This window comes from Enterococcus sp. AZ077 (assembly GCF_051714965.1).
Taxonomy (GTDB): Bacteria; Bacillota; Bacilli; order Lactobacillales; family Enterococcaceae; genus Enterococcus_B; species Enterococcus_B hirae.
In genome coordinates this window covers 466,238-485,743 of record NZ_JBIOSX010000001.1, presented here as the reverse complement: position 1 = coordinate 485,743, position 19,506 = coordinate 466,238, and the positions used below count along the sequence as shown (strand labels likewise).

Here is a 19,506-nt window from a genome sequence, read left to right as displayed (position 1 = left end):
TGACAACCTTATTTTTTACTAAATAACGAGTTCATTAAAAACAAGCAATGTTACTTCATTCATTGGTGTGATCTTCAACAAAGTTATTAGGCTTATTTCCAAAAATCATCTAACACTGAGATAGGTAAGTGTCGTTTATGCTGCGTTTTGTTCCACCAAGCTTCAATTTTTTGTTTGGCATCTGTTGGAACTTCTTTACCTTCTAAATAATCATCAATCTCAGTGTAAGTAACACCTAAAGCAACCTCATCGGCGATCAACGGCTTGCCATCTTCCAAATCAGCTGTTGGGATTTTGGTATAAAGTTTCTCAGGTGCCCCTAGTTCTTGTAATAATTGTTTTCCTTGACGTTTGTCCAAGCGGAATAATGGTAACAAATCGGCGCCACCGTCGCCATACTTTGTAAAGAAACCAGTAATATTTTCAGCTGCATGATCCGTTCCCAGAACTGCTCCTGCATGCCCACCTGCAATTGCATACTGTGTGATCATCCGTTGACGAGCTTTGATATTTCCTTTATTGAAGTCACTGACTTCAATCCCCGCAGCGGCTAATTCAGCAACTTGCGCATCAACAGCAGGTTTGATATTCACTCGTAGGCGAACGTCAGGCTGGATAAATTCAACTGCAGCTTTCGCATCCTCTTCGTCTACTTGTTCGCCATAAGGTAAGCGTACAGCGATAAATTGATAACGATCGTCTTGTGTTTCTTCACGCATTTCTTCCATTGCTAATTGAGCCAAACGTCCCGCTAACGTAGAATCTTGTCCCCCACTGATTCCTAAAACAAAGGTTTTTAAGAAAGGATATTTCTTTAAATAAGCTTTCATGAAATCAATACTAGTTCGAATCTCACCTTGTGGATCAATGGTTGGTTTGACACCTAATTCTTGGATAATCTCTTCTTGTAAGCTCATTCTTTTTCCTCCTTAATATTCATTGTATAAAGTAGCTACGTTTTTCTTCATCCGTTCCATCGTAGCCATTTTATGATTCCAACAATCTGTTGATAAATCAACTGGGTATTTTTGTGGATTAAGGTCACGTTTGTACTCTTCCCACAGTGAATCAAGGTTATCACGTGTATATGCTTTGATTTCATCTAAAGTTGGTAATTCATAGACCCGTTCGCCCTTCACGAAAATATCTTGTAAGATAGGTCGAGCTGTAAAGTCACGCACCGTTTTATTGATAAAGGTATGCACAGGATGAAACATAAAAATCTCTGCTTCCTCTCTAGGATCTTCATCCCAAAGCGTAACGTAGTCTCCTTCTGATTTGCCATCAAAATTGCGAGTGATTCGCCACACTTGTTTCTTGCCAGGAGTTGTTACTTTTTCTGCATTGCTGGAAAGCTTGATTGTATCGATCATTTTGCCCTCTTTATCTTCAATTGAAACCAATTTGAAGACAGCACCAAGCGCGGGTTGGTCATAGGCTGTAATCAATTTCGTTCCTACACCCCAAACGTCGATTTTAGCTTTTTGCATTTTTAAATTTAAAATCGTTGCTTCATCTAAATCATTTGAAGCATAAATTTTAGCCTCAGTGAAACCAGCAGCATCTAATTGTTCACGAACACGCTTCGAAATATACGCCATGTCGCCACTATCGATACGAACCCCAAGGAAATTGATTTTATTGCCTAATTCTTTTGCTACACGGATCGCACTAGGTACACCAGATTTCAAGGTATCGTAAGTATCAACTAAGAACACGCAGTCTTTATGAGTTTTCGCATAAGCCATAAACGCTTCATAATCATTTCCATAAGATTGAACAAGTGCATGCGCATGCGTTCCACTTGCAGGAATTCCAAAGATTTTCCCAGCTCTGACATTACTAGTAGCATCTGCTCCACCGATGTAAGCAGCTCGAGTTCCCCAAACAGCAGCATCCAATTCTTGCGCTCTTCTAGTACCAAATTCTAACAATGGATCATCGCCGATCACTGATTTGATTCTTGCTGCCTTCGTAGCGATCAACGTTTGAAAGTTCACCATATTCAGTAGGGCTGTTTCAATCAATTGACAATGTGCTAACGGACCTTCCACTTGGATCAACGGTTCATTGGCAAACACTAATTCACCTTCGCGCGCCGAGCGGACAGTAGCTTTAAATTTAAATTCTTTTAAGTATGTTAAAAAACCTTCTGGGTAGATGTCCATTTTGCGTAAGTATTCAATGTCTGACTCACTAAACGTCAAATTTTCTAAGTATTCCACAAGACGTTCTAATCCTGCAAACACGGCATACCCATGGTTAAATGGCATATCACGGAAATAGCATTCAAAAACAGCGTGGAGATCCGCACGACCTAATTCCCAGTACGTTTGCATCATGTTGATTTGGTATAAATCAGTATGCAACGTCAAACTGTCATCTGGGTAAATTTTATTCATCTTTATATTACTCCTCTTGGCAAGTTTTCATTTCTTATCCATTATAACAAAAAAACGCTAGAGTAGAAGAAATCTTGATTATTTTCTGAAAAAGGACAAATGAAAATAAATTTATAACCCAGAACAATAATGAACCAACCTCAAAAAATTTAGACTAAAAAGTGACCTTTTTTGGGGTCGACTTTTTTATGGTTACAGACAATTTTGAAGTGAAATTAAAAGTTGTCCAATCTTCCATGATTTTTCCGAAAAAACTGACTTTAATCACCGCTTCTCTCATAAAAGACTACAGACATTAGGCTGTTCGCCCTCCGTACAGTGCAGAGGACAAACAGCCTATGTCAATTTTTTTACTTCCCACTTTTAGGTGTCGTGCCTATAGGAATATTTAAAGAAGTGAAAGGTTATAAATTTTCTATTTTTTATAAATGAACAGATAGTGCTAATAAACTTTCCGCCTTCTTGCATAAATTACTTAAATGAACGATGTCGCATTTTCCTACAGCCTTAAGAATCAGCGTTCTAGCTTCTTTGATTGTTTCAGTTGTTGTGTTTGGAGATAATGTGGTATATGTATTGTCGGTAAATAAATTGTTTACAGCCTCTACAGCATTTTGGACAGCTGAATCTACTGAATTGGTACTTTCTAATAACAATTTTTCCGCCTTCTTGCATAAATTACTTAAATGAACGATGTCACATTTTCCTACGGCCTTAAGAATCAACGTTCTAGCTTCTTTGATCGTTTCAGTTGTTGTGTTTGGAGATAATGTGGTGTATGTATTGTCGGTAAATAAATTGTTTACAGCCTCTACAGCATTTTGGACAGCTGAATCTACTGAATTGGTACTTTCTAATAACAAGCTTTCCGCCTTCTTGCATAAATTACTTAAATGAACGATGTCACATTTTCCTGCGGCCTTAAGAATCAGCGTTCTAGCTTCTTTGATCGTTTCAGTTGTTGTGTTTGGAGATAATGTGGTATATGTATTGTCGGTAAATAAATTGTTTACAGCCTCTACAGCGTTTCGGACAGTTGAATCTGAGACAGTTACTTGTTGAGCTGCGTTAACGGTCATGGTATTTATTGTCCCAGCACTAATGCACAAAAACGAGGTAAATAATAATAGTTTACTATATTTCATCAAATCAATCCTTTTATATTTTATTTTTTATCATGACATCCTAAAGTTCATATTCTCTAACCATTAATAAATGTCGGTATTGATTTTTCTCCAAGTAATCGGATGATTATGTTTATTCTATAATAGATGTCTGAATGGTTTTAAATTTGATTATCATCTAAATAAATCATCCTTGGATTCAATAGAGATCTAATAATACATAGTTACATAAACTTAATTTTCTTTTCCTAAATAAAAATATTACACTTTGCGCTTTCTTATATATTTAACGACCTCCCTTTATCTATAGTAATAAGATTTATGTAACGTATCTCCCGACACTTAGCATTATATACTGATAAAGAGGTACCATCATAAATTTTTTTTTATATTTTAATAAGTATTAGGAAAGAGTTATAGTTTGATGTTGGAATTGTTGTAATAAACTAGATAAAAAGTGAAGGAAAATCGAGGATTTATATTATGCCAAGAGATTCAGTTGATAAAGTAAGTAAAATTGTTGCCGTCAACCTAATGATCGAAGAATAATTTTTTGTGAAAGAAGTTAGCCTGTAGCTAAAAAAACAGGCTCACCACTTGTATCGTTGGATTCAAGAAGTTAAAAAATATAAAGCAAGTGCGTTTCTTAGAAAAGGGAACGCACTTTTTGATGCTCATGATGACATGAAGAAGTTAGAACAAGAAAAGCATTACTTAAGAGAGGAACGAGGCTTATAAAAAAGTTCCTAGTTTTTTTGAAGTCAAACAAGCGTCCGATTTCCAGTTCAAAAAAACAGAAAGAAGTTTTCTTCTTTCTGTTGAATTTATCCTAAGATTTCTCGTTACCAACCTCGTGGGACAAAGAGACTCAATTCAGAGACATCACCTCAAACTCAGATGGAAATATTTAAATGTATTAAAACTTACTACAATACTAAAGGGATGCATTTTGCCCTTAGTCATCCATCCCTAGAGACCTGGAAAAAATTTTTTCTCTTGTTCTCTGAACCAAGTATCTAGTTTTTCTTAACAGCTCCAATTTTGAGACCGGTACACAACTTACTCATTTGCAGAAGACTGTTTTATTTTTCCTCCACTGAACGACCTACTTTCTGTTCAACAATCACGATATCTTTATTTGGTCGTTTGAATTGGACACCTGCTCGTTCTAAGTCTTGTTTTACACCAATATGGACCTTGACGTCTTCACGTTCTGCTTTCAAAATACGACGGATTGCAAAATCAATTTCTTGCTTGGTGATTTTTTTCTTCGTATTAATCATCAATAATTGGGATTTTTCATACGTATCAATGTATAAAATCTGTGTTCGATCAAGCGAATAAAGTTTATAGTATTTGATGGCTTTACTACTAAAGAAAAAATCTACTACTTTAGGATAAAACGTCTTAATATTTAAATTACTTGTAACTGGCGTTTCGATTAATTTCATCTTATTCCTCTTTTCTATTATTATTTATAACAAGCGCTCAACAAAGGAATCGCTTTCAACATGACATATTTAAAGCAGAAAAATTCGTTTTTCTACTTTACTTATTATAACATAAAAATAAACACAAAAAAATATTCAAAATTTCTTGACCTTCTAGTTACGTCAAGGAATAAGATCATTCTATAAGGAGGTTAAGCATGGAATATACTATAAAAAAAATGGCAGAAATTTCTGGTGTTAGTCCTCGTACCCTGCGTTTTTACGATCAGATTCACTTACTGAAACCATCACGGGTGACTGAGTCTGGCTATCGGATCTACACTAGCCAAGAAGTTGACCGACTACAACAGATTTTGTTTTATCGCTCCCTTGATTTTAAGTTAGAACAAATTGCAGAAATTTTAGATAATCCAGCTTTCGATCATCGACAAGCGTTGATCCAACATCAAGAAATGTTACAAGAAAAAAGAAAACAGCTCGATACACTATTAATGACTATTCAACATACACTGGAGAGTTACGAAGGAGGAAAACCGATGAAAGATCATGAGAAATTTGAAGGATTTAAAAAACAAAAAATAATGGAAAATGAAACAAACTATGGACAAGAAATACGAGAAAAATATGGAGATGACACCGTTGAGAAAGCAAATAAAAAATGGCAAAATATGTCTGAAGAAAAATTTAAAGAAATGCAGTCTTTAGAAAAACAACTCTTAGCTGATTTGACAGCTTATTTACAATCAGACTCTGATCAAAAACTAGCATTGAAACTATTTGAAGAACACAAAAAATGGCTTACTTTTAGCTGGCCTTCTTATAGTTCCGAAGCTCATCGTGGCTTAGGCTTATTGTATATCTCTGATGAACGATTCACCGCTTACTATGATGAGCGTTGTGGGAGCGGAGCTGCCCAAGCATTGAATACGATCATTCAAACATACGCGGTTGAATAAGTTGTCTTTGAGTGTACGTTCATTTTAGGAAATAAGTAGCGAAGATCTCACTTTATGATCCATCCTGTCAGAATGCAGACACTACATTCTTTCATAATCCATTGACGTCAAAAAGAAACCGAAGCAATCACAAAAATAGGAGAAACTATTTTTGGCTATTCGGTTTCTTTTTTAGGTTTTTGCGTTACTTCGATCTACTTTTGATTCCGCATTAAAACCATTTCGACTATCGCACAATAAATCGATAAGGAATTTTGATTTGATCTTTTTTTTCTTCGATAAAAAGTAGAAAGGCCGTTTCTCCACATTCTCTTAAGCCATGATCAATCGTCGAAAAAGACATTAGCTCACTGATCAACAGATTATCACGACCAACAAGACGTTTTTTACTTTCTAAGATGGAGCTTTGCAAAATACCGGCAGCAACTGTATCTGAATTAGTGAAGACACCATCTACCTTTTTTTCTTTAAAATACGTCGCTGCATTCACCCCTTGCTCATAGTCAATACAGTTCCAAAAAACATTTTCCTCTTTGAAATCAGGAAATATTTTTTTACAAAGTTCCAACGTCACTTTTGTATTAAAACTAAGCCGTCCGCTTCTTCCTAGAGTAACGCCTAGATTTTCCACGCCTTGATTTTTTAAATACAATAATGCTTCAGTAATAGATTGTTCACGATCGATAAACACGCAACTAGCTTCTGTTTCTTTTATTTCTTCACAAAAAATGATTGGCCCATACTTTTGATAAGAGAGCAATACATCTAAACTGTTGGCACGAGAAGTAACGATCAAACCATCAAATCGTTTACCTGCAAATTCTTCTAAATACATTCTCTCTCTTTCTGCCTGATAATTTGTTGGTAACAAGGTCACCTGATAATCTTCGTTGAAGGCGACTTCAATGATCCCACTAAGCAATTGATCGAAATAAGGATGATCCGTATAAGGCAGAATAACACCAATATTTTTTGTTTTTCCATAACTGAGCTGTCTGGCACTTGCATTAGGAACATACGATAACTCATTAATGACGGATAGAATCTTGGCACGTTTTGTTTCGTCAACATAAGGATGATTATTGATCACCCGTGAAACGGTAGAGACAGAATAGCCCGTCAGTTTTGCAATATCTCTGATGTTTGTCATGCTTTACTAAAACCACCTATGCAAAAAGATTTTCTTGTAAATAGTCTACCACAGCATGCCCACATTCAAAAAATTGATAGAACGTTCCATCATATTCAAAGCTAATACGTTGCCCACCCAGATACGTATCTTTAGCCAATCCACTAATTTCATCTAAAGGAATTTTTTTCATTACCGTTTTATTTAACCCTTGAGGACTAGACAATTCAAGCACTGTTTCTTTAAATTCAACAAAAGCATAAAAATAGTCATTCGTAGCGCCATTGGTCGTTTTGATATAAGTATTCATCAGTAATTCCTCCTTTTTGATGAATTGAGTATAGCTTATGAAACGCGTCTCATAGCAAGATCTTTGCTTCACCTTCTAAAAAAACGAGCAATACGATACATACTTTTGTCTGCGAATCTTTAAACTTGTCTTTGAATTTTTAAAGCAGAACTTTATTTTAATTATCTAGAAAAATAAGTTCAGGTTCCTCATTCAAACTCTGCTACTATACATTTAAACCATTAATTGAGAGGAGTTTTTCAATTGTATAAAAAGACGAAAAAAGCAGGTATACTAAAAAGAGGAGTGAGAGGGGTGCTGAGACTAATAAAGACTACAATAAAGATCATATTTCAACGTCTGATTAAATCAAGCACAATGAAAAGAACACAGAAAAACGAAAAACAAATGTCTAACCTAAAAAACAGCAGAGAACCTTCTCTAGTGTCATTGGAAATAAGAAAGAAAAAAGAAAAGTCTTTGTTGCATAAGAACCTAAAAAGTATGGATAAGATAGAGGAAGAAAAGAAAAGAATTTATAGCTCATTATGTTCCAATAGCTTCCCCTCTATTGATCATTCTAGCAATAGAGGTAGTTCTAGATCATAAGCAACTATCCGCATCGAATGATTGATTAACTAAATATCCCTTAATTTTTTGCCCCTTTTACTTAAAACAAAAAAAAAGAAGAAAGAACCCTTTTATATCAGGGTTCTTTCTTAATTACTACATCATGCCGCCCATCATTGATGGATCCATTGCTGGCGCTGCAGGTGCTGCTGGTTCTGGTTTGTCAGCAACTACTGCTTCAGTTGTTAATAATAGAGCTGAAACAGATGCAGCATTTTGTAATGCTGAACGAGTAACTTTGGTTGGATCAACAATCCCTGCTTCAACCATATTTACCCATTCGCCTGTTGCAGCATTGAAACCTGTTCCTAATTCAACATTTTTCAATTTATCAACGATGACTGAACCTTCATATCCCGCATTTTCTGCGATTTGACGAATTGGTTCTTCTAAGGCACGAACAACGATTTTCACACCTGTTGCAACGTCCCCTTGAGCTTCAACTGCTGAAACTTTGCTGATGACATTCACTAATGCTGTACCACCACCTGAAACCATACCTTCTTCAACGGCAGCACGAGTTGCATTCAATGCATCTTCAATTCGTAATTTCAATTCTTTTAATTCTGTTTCAGTTGCTGCACCAACTTTGACCACTGCAACCCCACCAGCAAGTTTTGCTAAGCGTTCTTGTAATTTTTCACGGTCAAAATCTGATGTTGTTTCAGCAATTTGATTTTTGATCAATTGAACACGTGCTTCAATGGCTGTTTTATCGCCAGAGCCTTCAACGATTGTTGTGTTATCTTTGTCTACCACAACTTTTGAAGCATTTCCTAGGTTTTCGATTGTTGCATCCTTCAATTCTAATCCTAAGTCGTCCGTAATCACTGTTCCGCCTGTTAGGATAGCGATATCTTCAAGCATTGCTTTACGACGATCACCGAAACCAGGTGCTTTCACTGCAACAACGTTAAATGTCCCACGGATTTTGTTCAAGACTAATGTTGGTAAAGCTTCTCCATCCACATCGTCAGCGATGATCAATAGCGGACGAGATTGTTGTAAGATTTGTTCTAATAAAGGCAAGATGTCTTGGATATTAGAAATCTTCTTATCTGTGATCAAAATGTATGGATTTTCTAAAACAGCTTCCATTTTGTCATTGTCAGTCACCATGTATTGTGACAAGTAACCACGATCAAATTGCATACCTTCAACAACATCTAATTCGGTTTCGATTCCTTTTGATTCTTCAATAGTAATAACACCATCATTGCCGACTTTTTCCATTGCATCAGCAATCAAATGTCCCACTTTTTCTGAACCAGAAGAAACAGCTGCAACTTGAGCAATTGCTTCTTTAGAATCTACGACTGTTGAAATGTTGTGTAATTCTTCAACTGCTGCTTTTGTTGCCAATTCAATTCCACGACGAATACCTAAAGGATTTGCCCCAGCTGTTACGTTTTTTAATCCTTCACGAACAATTGCTTGGGTTAACACAGTAGCGGTTGTTGTTCCGTCACCTGCGATATCATTGGTTTTAGAAGCCACTTCAGAAACTAATTTTGCACCCATGTTTTCAAAGTGATCTTCCAATTCGATTTCTTTTGCAATCGTTACGCCATCATTAGTAATCAATGGTGAACCGTATGATTTTTCTAATACAACATTACGACCTTTTGGACCTAATGTTACTTTTACTGTATCAGCTAATTTATCAACTCCACGTAGCATTGCTGCGCGTGCATCTTCTGCAAATTTCAATTCTTTTGCCATGTCTATTCACCTCATCAAATTTTTTTCGTACTTTTTTATTTATTCAACGATCGCCATGATATCTTTTCCTGCAACGATCAAATATTCTTTTCCTTCAAATTTTACTTCTGTACCGGCATATTTTTCAAACATCACTTGGTCGCCCGCTTTTACAGCAGCAGGAACTTTTTCTCCGTTTTCCAATAAACGGCCTTCACCGACTGCAACAACTGTTCCTGTTTGTGGTTTTTCTTTAGCGGATGAAGCTAAAACAATTCCTCCAACAGTTGTTTCTTCTTCTTTTGCGACTTCGATAATGACGCGATCACCTAATGGTTTTAACACGATAAATCCCTCCGATAACTCTTTTTTTGGATTCGTTAGCACTCTTACACATCGAGTGCTAACCTACATTTTTAATAATACTCATACTTTGATTTTTTTGCAAGCTTTTTAAATGAAAGTACACTAATTTTATCCGTAACCGTTAGAAGTCCCTTAGTAATAGCCTCTAAATTGATCTATGTTATAATTAATTTCTATTCTTGCAGTCTACTTCTGCCTATCTTTAAGGAGGTATTTTATGTCATTAAAAAAATATAGTTTCGCTAGTATCTTTTGCTATGGACTCATTTTTCTTTCCCCATTGATCCTTTCATCTATCGGAATCATCCATACTGTTACTGGTGTGATTACAGCAACGACGATTGCCTATATCATAGGAGCAATTGTTTTAGCTTTCTTTTATTTCAAGCAAAATGAACCACTACCACTAGAAGCAGCCATTCCTAGTGCTTCGACGCCAAAAATCATCTTATATGGGTTTGTTGGGATTTTCATTGCTTTGATCTTACAGGCGCTTGCAGTGACGTTGGAAACTCTTTTATTTGGTAACAGCGCTCCTTCTGAGAATACACAAAATATTATTCAAATGATTCTTGAAGCTCCAGCCTTTTTAATAGCTACCACAGTTGCTGGTCCAGTCATGGAAGAATTCGTCTTTCGCCGCAGCATCTTAGGTATCGTTGGCAAATATACAAACTTTTGGATCGGGGCAATCGTTAGTTCCTTATTGTTTGCTTTTGCTCATAATGATGGTCACTTACTGATCTACTTTTTCTTAGGTTTTTTCTTTAGTCTACAATACAAAGTAACAGGAAGAATCTGGACCTCGATGATCACACATGTAGGAATGAATACATTAGTGGTAGTTGTACAAATCGCCGTTCAAAAGGGCTGGATTGCTGCTTCATAAGCTACTAAACAACCCCTTATCAAAAGACTCTTCTTATACCATCCACTGACCAGCAACTCTTAGTCGCTGGTCTTTTTTTGTGTTCTTTCCGATCCTAGCTCATTCTCTTAACAAATTTTTCCTTCGTAGTCATGAAAAAGATCGATTTATTTAGAGCTATTCATTATGTTTTATCCGCTAGCTACTAACAGTTTCCATTTATCGTGACACTCGCCATTTCCTCTGTTAACCTTCTCAAAACACTTTGATAGTCTTTTCTAATAGCACCCTTATTTTAAATACGACAGAAAATAGCAGTCATTGCCATTTGGATTATTTTCAGATCCTATTAAAATCATGTTCATCTAGATCTAACTATAAACATTGAATTAGATTGGTTCATGGAAAAATTTAACCACATCGTCTTATGGGCGCCCACAAGAGTTATCAACTTTGCACTAAACCAACTCGTTCCCCTTCTCTTCCAACTAAAGTGTCTTTGCTTTCGTTTTACAAAAATACGCAGTATGAGAAAAAAACAGCCTAACAAAAATACGATTAAAAAACACTTTATTTATAAAAAGATAAATACAAAAGTGATTTTAAAACAATTAATATTGTTTTGTTTTTGTTATTAAATGAGGAACTTGCTAATTCATTACATACTTTAATTAATTTTATCAATCATTACTACTTACGAATGCACCATCTCTTAGAAAAATCATTTAAAGAAAGACATCTCCTTTATATCAGACTGACTGCTGTCATTCACGATTTTATAAAGAATAAAACAAAAATAAAATTTTTTATTAAAAAACTGCTGTTTTTATTATATATCTATCAGACTATCATTTATTTAACTTTTACAAAAAGTTATTTTATATGTCACAAAATAACATTTTTAGGAACGTATCTTTCAAAAAATAAAGGTAGTGTGTTGCGAAATGAATATCTGGCAAATGATTGATGACTTATTGAAGAAATATTATCTGACGAATGATAAAGATATCTTAGATTTAATCATTTTAGATTTAGACCCTTATATAAAATCTTGTGCGCATCGTTTTGTATTTAAAGCACAATCTAACGGAGTATTTATTCCTTTTGAAGACTTCTACAGTAACCTTTGTTTAGCAATTTGGGAAGGCATTGAAGATTTCAAGAGTATCTCAGGCTCCACGTTTAAAAATGTTACGTTGCGAAGGATTTATATTGCTGAAAAGAAGACTTGGAAACAATATAAAAAATCCGGAAGTAAGGTCTTCAATAAAGATGGGATTACTTATGACGTGACAAGATGGGAAAACATCGAATCGCTACATCATTCTAAAAATTGCACAGTTAAAAGTGCAGAACGTTCGATCGAGGAAAAACTTCTAATAGAAAATTTTAAAAAACAGGACTTTTTTAGAGGTACCTTCATCGAACTGCTTTATCACGGTTATTCTTGTAAAGAAATTTGTCTCCTTTTAGGAATCAGTAAGACTTACGATGCAAAAACCAGAAAAAAATGTCAACGAATCAAAGAATCCTTCTTGAAATATATTGCCTAATCACTATGTTTTTCTTTCCCTAATCATCTACTTTGAAAAATAGCAAAGCATTTCAATGGTATGTCTATCGTCAATGTGGATCACATCTGACTATGTTTCCTACTTTGAGTGTTATCGTTATCCCAAATGGAGAGTGCAAAACAGCGAAACATTTGATATGTTCTAATCATTTTTCTAAAAATTTTTAGCTGGTTTCAACTTTTTGATTATGTAAAAGTAAGTGATACACCTATTAGGCGTAATAAAAATTTTCAATCTTTTCACTAATACAATAATAATGGGAAGCTAGTTTCACTTTGTATCTGTCTGTTTTGAGCAATGTCCCTCTTGCCTAGTCTTCTCTATTATATTTTTCATTTACGGTCTAACTATACTTGATCTTTGAATAGCTGTTTTAGCATTTGTCAAAAAATGCCGAAGGGACTGGGACAAAACTTGTCTCAATCTCCTTCGGCTAATTTTTTCAGAAAGGATCCTGTTAATCACAACTATTTTTCCTTATTTATTATTGACCATTCAGCACTTGTTTTAAACTAGTTTGGATCAACTGAGTATCTGCTGGATTGTCCAATTCCAATTGGCTAGCTTTGGCGTTTGCGGCAGCAGACGGTGTTTGAACAGATTGTTTCACCTTAGGATCTGTTAACGAGTTGATATATTCAGATTGTTCTTGCCACGCCTGCTTGATTAAACGATAGTATTCATCTGTTTTCTCGCTTTCATTAGCAGTCGTTTCAGTAGTAGTTGAAGAATCCTTTATTTCTTGCACATTTGAATCCTCTGCAGGATTATTTCCCGTCGATTCTACATTACTAATAGGTTGATTCTCTTTTTCCTTGGTAGTACTATTTTGTGCATTTTCCGTAGAAGTCTTGGTGATCTGCGTGGAAGTCTGATCCGTGCTGGAAGAGGTACGATCAACTCCTGGGTTTGAACATCCCGCCAACAATAACAACCCTAAAATAATAAAATAACTATTTTTCATAAACACACCTCTATTAAACAAACATTTATATTTAATTAAATATAATAAAAAATCACTATCAATAACCAATGAACAATATATCTTATCTAAAATTTAAACTATTATAGCCTTATTGAAAGTACACCCCGTTGTTAATAAAACGTAACTGAATGAGACAAAAATCCTCTCTGCTTTAAATGAACAAAAAAACACTCAAAACAAGTTGTTTGAGCGTTTTTTGGGTTATATAGTTGACTACGGCTAAATCGAAAATAACTCCGTTGCTTCTGAGGGATCGGTATCATAAATATCAAATTCATAACCGACACCTAGATCTTTTTCTTTTAGGACATTCTCCATCGTCAAGTGAGCTAGTTCTTTTAGATTGTTTTCTTTACTCAAGTGACCAAGGTAGATACGTTTGGTACGATCACCAATGACATCTGTCATGACTAAGGCGCCATCTTCATTGGATAAGTGCCCCCGATCACCTAAGATCCGTTGCTTTAAATTCCAAGGATAAGGTCCCATCCGCAACATCTCTAAATCATGGTTACTTTCCATCAAATAGCCATCTGCATTTTTGATGATTCCTCGCATATGATCACTGCAATAACCTGTATCAGTTAACATCACAAATGAACGGTTTTCTTTATGGAAACGATAAAATTGCGGAGCTGCAGCATCGTGAGAAACGCCAAAGCTTTCAATATCTAGATCCCCAAATGTTTGCACCTTCCCCATTTCAAACAAATGCTTTTGTTCAATAGGAACATTCCCAATTAATGGAGACATTGCTTCCCATGTTTTTTCATTGGCAAACACATCTAAATGATATTTCCTTGCAAGTACCCCTACTCCATGAATATGATCACGATGTTCGTGAGTGACTAAAATCCCGTCTAATTGGTCAGGTGTCCGATCAATTTGTGCCAACAAAGAAGTAATTTTTTTCCCGCTGAGACCAGCATCTACCAAGAGCCTTTTTTTATCACTTTCGATATAAAGTGAATTTCCAGAGCTTCCACTGGCTAGGATACTGATTTTAAAAGCTGGTTTTTCTTCAGCCATTTGACTACTTCCCTTCTTACTTTGTAAACTTTTTTCATTATACTACTTTTTTAATGATCTTCCACCTTTGGAATCGTATTATTTGTTACAATCGTATTACTAAATGCATTGACCGACTCTACTTGGATCGATTTATCAGGCGTTTCTATCGCCACATACCAGACTGGAACATACACATTCTTTTCTCGCACTTTCAAAATACAAGAGTAAGCAAGCTGCCTCCAAAGGATTTTTGAACCTCGAGAAATCTTATTATTTACATACAATGTTTTGATTGCATCTTCTTCTGTGTGTAATTCTGTTTTTTCCCGTAATTGTTCAATATCGGATAAATGTGTCTGCGTGTACTTCGTGACAGCATAACTTTTATCTTGCTTATTCAGTGAAAACACAATTTTTGCTGTATCATCATAAAAAGGTAGACCATCATATTTCTGACTCGCTTGTACTTCCGGCGTTGCGCTGTCTAGATCAGAAAAATTCTTCATATAAACATAATCGCTACCAAAGAGTACATTGTTTTTTTTGTTTAAAAAGCTATTCACTGAACTTCCCATTTTATCAGGATCAAAAATACTATTTTCTGATTCTGTCTCAGATAAAGTTTTTGTTAAAACATTGTCATTGAAAACAATCCCACTACTCAACAGTCCTTTTTTACTTGTCCCATGACGTTGACTGTCCAGTTCCTTACTAAGGTCCGTTTCCTCCGCACTTAAATAATACCCTTGTCTACTTTCTGAAGAGATTTTACCAGTATAAGAAATGTCATCACTAGAAAGTCGTTGTTGAATGGATTCGGTTTGTCCTGATCGGATCACATTATTTTCTTGGCTGATCGTTTCTTGATAACTTCTAAATAAAAAAACATTTAACCCTAAAAAAGCAACGAAAAAAATCCATTCAATTTTTTTGAAATCCATTTAATTCGCCTCCGTTTCAGGTAATCGTCCAAGCAAATCATTGACAGCGTACCATTGACCTTGGTATTTTACATACCACTCAGGTAATAAATCGACGACTCGATTCGTTTCCTTGATATTTTGCCACGTGTAGCCAACAATCAACGACTCGATTTTTTCTTTGTCTGCCCCTTTATCCAAAAGACTCTGGATGACTTTTTCTGTTTGTGGCAATTCAACTTCTTCATCAGATGGAATCGGTACTTGGATCGTATTCAAGCTGGTTTGGATCTTCACTTGTGAATCTACTTGATCCGCTCCAATTTCAATCTCAACTTTCCCTTTACTGTCTGAACCAAATACAGGAAATCCTTCTACAAATATTCGATAATCGATCTGATTGTTCTCTCGATCAAAATAACGCATATTTCCTAATGAATTGCCTAATTTACTAATATATGGAAAACTTTGTGAGAAAATATTCGCTGTGACGTTGTCTTGTCCGATTTCTCCCCGAAAATCAACGATTTGTGTTTCTGAATGAATCCTCATCGTCTCATTTCCATCATAAAAAAGCAGTTCATTGCTCTCATTATTTGTTTTGACCTCATCTGGTTTTTGGAAAAAGGCATTTCTAAACAAAGTATATGGTTGTTGTGACAGGATATAACTATATTTTTTTAATTTGATTTTATCTTTCGTTTCATATTGTGTCTCAACAATCGAAGGCGTTTTTTCCATCTCTGTCCACGTACTATCGGTTGCCTTTAATTCTTTTTCCAACTCTTTCCAATCAACTGAAAGATTCGATTCGTAAATGGAATCCGTCTCAAAATCAAGGAATCGCACTTTGTTCTCATTTTTATCAAACTGGATACGCATAAAGTAAATAGAATCTGTCCGATTAGGAAGCGCTGAAAAATCCAAACTTAGATGAAAGGCTTCTTTATACTCACTAAGTAGCAGCGGCGCATTATAAGTAAGCTCAATGCCTTCTTGAATAGTTTTTAGCTTGTCAAATTTCTCTTTATCGCCATTGACGATTTCTGTTACTCTGCCAAATCGAGCGCCCTCGATGACTGTTTGGAGGCGAGAAACAAGATTTTCACTATTTGTTTCCTTTATTTGTCCTGAATGCAACCAAGTCACATGTAATGGAAGAAAAACTTCAGATGCTTTTCGGTAGTTTTGTGAATCGATCATCTGTGAATTGGATTCGTCAAAATTAACCGAGGTTTTACCTGCTGGACTTAGCCAAATGGCATATGAGAGGTAGATACTTAAAGCAATCATTAGGAGTAATCCTATTCGAATAACTTTTTCAGAAATTTTCATTCCCACCATTCCTCCTCATATGGTTCATATGGCAACGAGATATAGAAGGTTGATCCTTTTCCTTCTTTACTCTCTGCCCAGATTGCGCCACGGTGGGCTTTGACTACTTCTCTAGAGATAGCCAATCCTAACCCCGTTCCACCTTGGGCTCTCGCACGCGCTTTATCCACGCGGTAAAACCTTTCAAATACCCGATTCAAATCTTTTTTAGGAATCCCAAGTCCTTGGTCAGTAATACTTAAAATCACATTATTGTGTGTTTCCAACAAACGACATGTGATCATTCCACCGTCTGGAGAATATTTGATCGCATTATTCATAATATTATCAATCACTTGGATTACTTTATCGGTATCAATCTCTACCCAAAGATCTCTTTGGGTAAATTCCCGTTTAATCGTATAGTTCTTTTCTTGGTTACCCACCATCATATCAAAGCGGTCAAGAACAAAATTGACTAATTCATTAAAATTGACGTACTCTAACTGTAATTGTGTATTTCCTGTATCCATTCGCGAAAGATTCAACAGGTCATTGATCATGCGGATCATTCGATCTGTTTCATCTAACGTTACTTTTAGGAAATTAGGAGCAACTTCTTCATCTTTCCAAGCTCCCTCACTTAAAGCTTCAATATAACTACGCATACTTGTCAACGGTGTGCGAAGTTCATGAGACACGTTCGAGACAAATTCACAACGTTCTCTTTCTGTTTTTTCTTGTTCTGTTACATCATGCAATACGGCTACCAATCCACTAATAAAACCTGATTCTCTGCGGATCATGGAGAAATCTACTCGTAAAATCATTTGGTCGCTTTCCATTAATCCAGTTGAACGATCAAGTACCATTTCATTTGGGTCTTCTAGCAGTTTACGTAATGTATATTCTTCTTCAATATCTAACAAAGTCAAAATCGACTGACCGATTGCATCTTCATTTTTGACATCCAATAAAGAAACAGCCATATCGTTGATCGTAATGACTTTACCTCTTCGATCGGTCGCAATGACACCATCTGTCATATGTGACAGGACGCTATCTAACCGATTCCTTTCCGCTTCCATCGTGTCTTGAGCTTCTTCGATTCTTTCAGCCAGCTGGTTGAATGTATCCGCCAGTTGCCCTAATTCATCTTGTCCATGGACTTTAACTTTACGACTATAATCTCCCCGAGCAATCCTAATCGCTTGCTCTCGCATCTCGCCAATTGGCTGAGTGATCGACCGTGCGACTAAGACTGATACGACCATGGAGATCAGGGCTGCGATCAACGAAGCTGTGAAGAATATAATCGCAGTATTATTGATTTCAGAATATTTTTGCTCAATATTACTTTTGACGTAAAGAGCCCCGATAACGGCATCGCCGGTCGGGGACAGGATCGGTTGAATATTGATATTCACTCGCTTATCGTCACTATCTAATGCGACATACCTTTTTGTTGTGAAATCATTGATATCTACATAATCGTTTTTCTTACCGATTGAGCTTTGATCACTAACATCCGTTGTCCCACGTATAATCCCTTTTTCATCAATAACTCTAATCTCTAAAATGTCACTCGAGGCATTGTTTTCAATGAATCGTTTGATATTGGCATTGACTTCTTCAATGTCTGCGTTGTCTTTACGATTTAATTCGGGACTGATCGTGGTCGCTAAAGATTCAACTGTTTGATTCATATCTTTGATAAATGTATTGATTGTTGAACGCTCTAACCCTCGGATAAAGTAGGCACCAATAATCTCAATCGAAATCAGTAAGATCAAAATAAACGTGATCGCAATTTTGAAATTGACTGATCGAAAAAAGCGCACTTTTCCTTTCATCAATTACTCCTGTTCCTGGTTACGTAAATAGTAACCAACACCTCGCCGTGTCACTAAATAATTAGGATGACTTGGATTATCTTCAATTTTTTCGCGTAGACGTCTCACGGTTACATCTACAGTTCGCACATCACCAAAGTAATCATAGCCCCACACGGTTTGCAGCAAATGCTCTCGTGTCATCACTTGTCCGATGTGTTTTGCTAAGTAAAAAAGCAATTCAAATTCACGATGCGTTAATTCAATTGTTTCGCCTCGTTTCGTTACCATATAAGCATCCGGATGAATCGTCAGGTCACCAATCACGAGTTCAGAAGGGGCAATTTCTTCTACTTCTTTGGTAGCAGTTGCGCCACGACGAAGATTGGCTTTCACTCGAGCCACTAGTTCACGATTAGAAAAAGGCTTCGTCACGTAATCATCAGCACCTAATTCCAGTCCTAATACCTTATCGATTTCAGAATCTTTTGCAGTCACCATAATGATCGGCATGTCGTAGGTTTTCCGTACTTCACGCGCGACTTCTAAGCCATCCATTTTTGGTAACATCAAATCTAGCAAGATCAAATCAGGTTCCACCTCAGTGACTTTTTCTAAGGCTTCTTCCCCGTCATATGCAGTATAAACATCATAGCCTTCCTTGGCTAAATTGAATTTGACGATATCCGAAATCGGCTTTTCGTCATCGACAACTAAAATCTTTTTCATTAAAGAGCCACCTCTTTTTTATTATTGTCATACTCTCCCATTATAACGTATTTTCCAAGATGTTTCATCTTTGTAAAAAAAGCCTTACAGAAAACATACACTTCTCACTTGAATCCTCATTTTGTTTATCCTTTATTTGTTTTTGGTGACAAAAAATAAACGAATCAAAAAATAGCATTTTTTCGATTCGTTTTACTGATTGATAGGGCTATTTTATTTTTTATA

Annotated in this window: 18 protein-coding genes; 4 read left to right on the top strand and 14 right to left on the bottom strand. The window is 35.9% G+C overall.

Annotation, left to right across the window (positions count from 1 at the left end):
* Positions 1 to 92 precede the first annotated feature (92 nt).
* The 4 genes from nadE to IGL28_RS02195 all read right to left on the bottom strand — a co-directional run bounded on the left by nadE (position 93) and on the right by IGL28_RS02195 (position 4,977).
* Entirely contained in the window at positions 93 to 917 is an 825-nt protein-coding gene (nadE, locus tag IGL28_RS02210) for an ammonia-dependent NAD(+) synthetase (RefSeq protein ID WP_034699558.1), read from the bottom strand.
* 12 nt (positions 918 to 929) lie between these two features.
* Entirely contained in the window at positions 930 to 2,402 is a 1,473-nt protein-coding gene (locus tag IGL28_RS02205) for a nicotinate phosphoribosyltransferase (protein ID WP_010738428.1), read from the bottom strand.
* Positions 2,403 to 2,824: 422 nt separating this feature from the next.
* A complete protein-coding gene (locus tag IGL28_RS02200) occupies positions 2,825 to 3,547 on the bottom strand; it encodes a hypothetical protein (protein WP_016249921.1) in 723 nt (240 codons plus the stop codon).
* A 1,061-nt stretch (positions 3,548 to 4,608) separates the two neighbouring features.
* Positions 4,609 to 4,977, bottom strand: coding sequence for a DUF1827 family protein (locus tag IGL28_RS02195; protein ID WP_034699551.1), 369 nt, complete (start codon positions 4,975 to 4,977; stop codon positions 4,609 to 4,611).
* Positions 4,978 to 5,174: 197 nt separating this feature from the next.
* On the opposite strand from IGL28_RS02195, the gene IGL28_RS02190 reads away from it, so the two are divergent.
* Complete coding sequence (locus IGL28_RS02190; protein WP_081127720.1) at positions 5,175 to 5,933, top strand: MerR family transcriptional regulator; 759 nt, start codon at positions 5,175 to 5,177, stop codon at positions 5,931 to 5,933.
* Between the two features lie 226 nt (positions 5,934 to 6,159).
* Here IGL28_RS02190 and IGL28_RS02185 read toward each other — a convergent pair whose 3' ends face one another.
* Together IGL28_RS02185 and IGL28_RS02180 are read right to left on the bottom strand one after the other, a co-directional pair.
* Entirely contained in the window at positions 6,160 to 7,083 is a 924-nt protein-coding gene (locus IGL28_RS02185) for a LacI family DNA-binding transcriptional regulator (protein WP_081127718.1), read from the bottom strand.
* Between the two features lie 16 nt (positions 7,084 to 7,099).
* Positions 7,100 to 7,372, bottom strand: a complete 273-nt coding sequence (locus tag IGL28_RS02180) for a hypothetical protein (protein ID WP_034699533.1) — start codon at positions 7,370 to 7,372, stop codon at positions 7,100 to 7,102.
* 243 nt (positions 7,373 to 7,615) lie between these two features.
* Here IGL28_RS02180 and IGL28_RS02175 point away from each other — a divergent pair, with 243 nt between their 5' ends.
* Positions 7,616 to 7,960 (top strand): hypothetical protein, encoded by a 345-nt coding sequence (locus IGL28_RS02175; RefSeq protein WP_081127717.1) that lies wholly within the window; start codon positions 7,616 to 7,618, stop codon positions 7,958 to 7,960.
* Between the two features lie 117 nt (positions 7,961 to 8,077).
* Here the strand turns inward: IGL28_RS02175 and groL are convergent, their stop codons facing one another.
* Together groL and groES are read right to left on the bottom strand one after the other, a co-directional pair.
* Entirely contained in the window at positions 8,078 to 9,703 is a 1,626-nt protein-coding gene (groL, locus tag IGL28_RS02170) for a chaperonin GroEL (RefSeq protein ID WP_010720044.1), read from the bottom strand.
* Positions 9,704 to 9,742: 39 nt separating this feature from the next.
* Positions 9,743 to 10,027 carry a co-chaperone GroES gene (groES, locus tag IGL28_RS02165; RefSeq protein WP_010738436.1) on the bottom strand — a complete coding sequence of 95 codons (285 nt, stop codon included), beginning with the start codon at positions 10,025 to 10,027 and terminating at the stop codon, positions 9,743 to 9,745.
* Positions 10,028 to 10,265: 238 nt separating this feature from the next.
* Here groES and IGL28_RS02160 point away from each other — a divergent pair, with 238 nt between their 5' ends.
* Both IGL28_RS02160 and bacL2 read left to right on the top strand, forming a co-directional pair.
* Positions 10,266 to 10,937 carry a CPBP family intramembrane glutamic endopeptidase gene (locus tag IGL28_RS02160; protein WP_081127715.1) on the top strand — a complete coding sequence of 224 codons (672 nt, stop codon included), beginning with the start codon at positions 10,266 to 10,268 and terminating at the stop codon, positions 10,935 to 10,937.
* A gap of 923 nt (positions 10,938 to 11,860) precedes the next feature.
* Entirely contained in the window at positions 11,861 to 12,469 is a 609-nt protein-coding gene (gene bacL2, locus IGL28_RS02155; RefSeq protein WP_034699527.1) for a BacL2 family protein, read from the top strand.
* 505 nt (positions 12,470 to 12,974) lie between these two features.
* Here the strand turns inward: bacL2 and IGL28_RS02150 are convergent.
* The 6 genes from IGL28_RS02150 to yycF all read right to left on the bottom strand — a co-directional run bounded on the left by IGL28_RS02150 (position 12,975) and on the right by yycF (position 19,281).
* Complete coding sequence (locus IGL28_RS02150) at positions 12,975 to 13,454, bottom strand: hypothetical protein (RefSeq protein WP_081127714.1); 480 nt, start codon at positions 13,452 to 13,454, stop codon at positions 12,975 to 12,977.
* A 240-nt stretch (positions 13,455 to 13,694) separates the two neighbouring features.
* Entirely contained in the window at positions 13,695 to 14,504 is an 810-nt protein-coding gene (locus IGL28_RS02145) for an MBL fold metallo-hydrolase (protein WP_010720049.1), read from the bottom strand.
* Between the two features lie 50 nt (positions 14,505 to 14,554).
* Positions 14,555 to 15,427 (bottom strand): two-component system regulatory protein YycI, encoded by an 873-nt coding sequence (locus IGL28_RS02140; RefSeq protein ID WP_010720050.1) that lies wholly within the window; start codon positions 15,425 to 15,427, stop codon positions 14,555 to 14,557.
* The gene (locus IGL28_RS02135; protein WP_010720051.1) at positions 15,428 to 16,741 is read right to left on the bottom strand and encodes a YycH family regulatory protein; all 1,314 of its coding nucleotides are present in this window, start codon (positions 16,739 to 16,741) and stop codon (positions 15,428 to 15,430) included.
* On the bottom strand, positions 16,738 to 18,573 hold the full coding sequence (gene walK / locus IGL28_RS02130; RefSeq protein WP_081127712.1) for a cell wall metabolism sensor histidine kinase WalK: 1,836 nt from the start codon (positions 18,571 to 18,573) through the stop codon (positions 16,738 to 16,740). Before walK ends, IGL28_RS02135 begins: the two co-directional genes overlap by 4 nt.
* Before the next feature lie 3 nt (positions 18,574 to 18,576).
* A complete protein-coding gene (gene yycF, locus IGL28_RS02125; RefSeq protein WP_010720053.1) occupies positions 18,577 to 19,281 on the bottom strand; it encodes a response regulator YycF in 705 nt (234 codons plus the stop codon).
* Positions 19,282 to 19,506 lie beyond the last annotated feature (225 nt).

What these genes read in the sequence shown, in the direction of transcription:
- nadE (WP_034699558.1), bottom strand. Translation starts at nt 917, where the DNA reads ATGAGCTTACAAGAAGAGATTATCCAAGAATTAGGTGTCAAACCAACC.
- IGL28_RS02205 (WP_010738428.1), bottom strand. Translation starts at nt 2,402, where the DNA reads ATGAATAAAATTTACCCAGATGACAGTTTGACGTTGCATACTGATTTA.
- IGL28_RS02200 (WP_016249921.1), bottom strand. Translation starts at nt 3,547, where the DNA reads ATGAAATATAGTAAACTATTATTATTTACCTCGTTTTTGTGCATTAGT.
- IGL28_RS02195 (WP_034699551.1), bottom strand. Translation starts at nt 4,977, where the DNA reads ATGAAATTAATCGAAACGCCAGTTACAAGTAATTTAAATATTAAGACG.
- IGL28_RS02190 (WP_081127720.1), top strand. Translation starts at nt 5,175, where the DNA reads ATGGAATATACTATAAAAAAAATGGCAGAAATTTCTGGTGTTAGTCCT.
- IGL28_RS02185 (WP_081127718.1), bottom strand. Translation starts at nt 7,083, where the DNA reads ATGACAAACATCAGAGATATTGCAAAACTGACGGGCTATTCTGTCTCT.
- IGL28_RS02180 (WP_034699533.1), bottom strand. Translation starts at nt 7,372, where the DNA reads ATGAATACTTATATCAAAACGACCAATGGCGCTACGAATGACTATTTT.
- groL (WP_010720044.1), bottom strand. Translation starts at nt 9,703, where the DNA reads ATGGCAAAAGAATTGAAATTTGCAGAAGATGCACGCGCAGCAATGCTA.
- IGL28_RS02160 (WP_081127715.1), top strand. Translation starts at nt 10,266, where the DNA reads ATGTCATTAAAAAAATATAGTTTCGCTAGTATCTTTTGCTATGGACTC.
- bacL2 (WP_034699527.1), top strand. Translation starts at nt 11,861, where the DNA reads ATGAATATCTGGCAAATGATTGATGACTTATTGAAGAAATATTATCTG.
- IGL28_RS02150 (WP_081127714.1), bottom strand. Translation starts at nt 13,454, where the DNA reads ATGAAAAATAGTTATTTTATTATTTTAGGGTTGTTATTGTTGGCGGGA.
- IGL28_RS02145 (WP_010720049.1), bottom strand. Translation starts at nt 14,504, where the DNA reads ATGGCTGAAGAAAAACCAGCTTTTAAAATCAGTATCCTAGCCAGTGGA.
- IGL28_RS02140 (WP_010720050.1), bottom strand. Translation starts at nt 15,427, where the DNA reads ATGGATTTCAAAAAAATTGAATGGATTTTTTTCGTTGCTTTTTTAGGG.
- IGL28_RS02135 (WP_010720051.1), bottom strand. Translation starts at nt 16,741, where the DNA reads ATGAAAATTTCTGAAAAAGTTATTCGAATAGGATTACTCCTAATGATT.
- walK (WP_081127712.1), bottom strand. Translation starts at nt 18,573, where the DNA reads ATGAAAGGAAAAGTGCGCTTTTTTCGATCAGTCAATTTCAAAATTGCG.
- yycF (WP_010720053.1), bottom strand. Translation starts at nt 19,281, where the DNA reads ATGAAAAAGATTTTAGTTGTCGATGACGAAAAGCCGATTTCGGATATC.